The following is a 1138-nucleotide window of genomic DNA, read 5'->3' as shown; positions in this document are numbered from 1 at the left end:
CGACCTGTATCGGCCCTCCGAGGAGCACGACATGCTCCGGGAGTCGGTGCGTGCGCTGGCGGAGGCGAAGATCGTTCCGTTCGCGGCCGCGGTGGACGAGGAGGGCCGGTTCCCGCAGGAGGCGCTGGACGCGCTGGTCGCCAACGACCTGCACGCGGTGCACGTCCCCGAGGCGTACGGCGGCGCCGGCGCGGACGCGCTGGCGACGGTGATCGTGATCGAGGAGGTCGCGCGGGCGTGCGGTTCCTCCTCGCTGATCCCGGCGGTGAACAAGCTGGGCTCGCTGCCGGTGATCCTGTCGGGCTCGGAGGAGCTGAAGGCGAAGTACCTGGGCCCGCTGGCCAAGGGCGACGCGATGTTCTCCTACGCCCTCTCGGAGCCCGACGCGGGTTCGGACGCGGCCGGGATGAAGACCCGCGCGGTGCGTGACGGGGACTTCTGGGTCCTCAACGGCGTGAAGCGGTGGATCACCAACGCCGGTGTCTCGGAGTACTACACGGTGATGGCCGTCACCGACCCCGACAAGCGCTCCAAGGGCATCAGCGCCTTCGTCGTGGAGAAGTCCGACGAGGGCGTCTCCTTCGGAGCCCCGGAGAAGAAGCTCGGCATCAAGGGCTCCCCGACCCGCGAGGTCTACCTCGACAACGTCCGCATCCCCGCCGACCGCATGATCGGCGCCGAGGGCACCGGCTTCGCCACCGCGATGAAGACCCTCGACCACACCCGCGTCACCATCGCCGCCCAGGCCATCGGCATCGCCCAGGGCGCCCTCGACTACGCCAAGGGCTACGTCAAGGAACGCAAGCAGTTCGGCAAGCCCATCGCCGACTTCCAGGGCGTCCAGTTCATGCTCGCCGACATGGCCATGAAGCTCGAAGCCGCCCGCCAGCTCACCTACGCCGCCGCCGCCAAGAGCGAGCGAGTGGATGGTGACCTGACCTTCTTCGGCGCCGCGGCCAAGTGCTTCGCCTCCGACGTCGCCATGGAGGTCACCATCGACGCCGTCCAGCTCCTCGGCGGCTACGGCTACACCCGTGACTACCCCGTCGAGCGCATGATGCGCGACGCCAAGATCACCCAGATCTACGAAGGCACCAACCAGGTCCAGCGCATCGTCATGGCCCGCAACCTCCCGTAA

Annotated in this window: 1 protein-coding gene; it reads left to right on the top strand. The window is 68.6% G+C overall.

All coding sequences use genetic code 11. The features are described from left to right. Window positions 1–1138: acyl-CoA dehydrogenase family protein (locus SGA01_RS40750; protein ID WP_255325387.1), on the top strand; the 1138-nt coding region annotated here is incomplete at its 5' end.

Source organism: Streptomyces gardneri (assembly GCF_006539185.1).
GTDB lineage: Bacteria > Actinomycetota > Actinomycetes > Streptomycetales > Streptomycetaceae > Streptomyces > Streptomyces gardneri.
The sequence above is the reverse complement of the archived record's forward strand: the minus strand, read 5'-3'. Positions and strand labels throughout refer to the sequence as shown.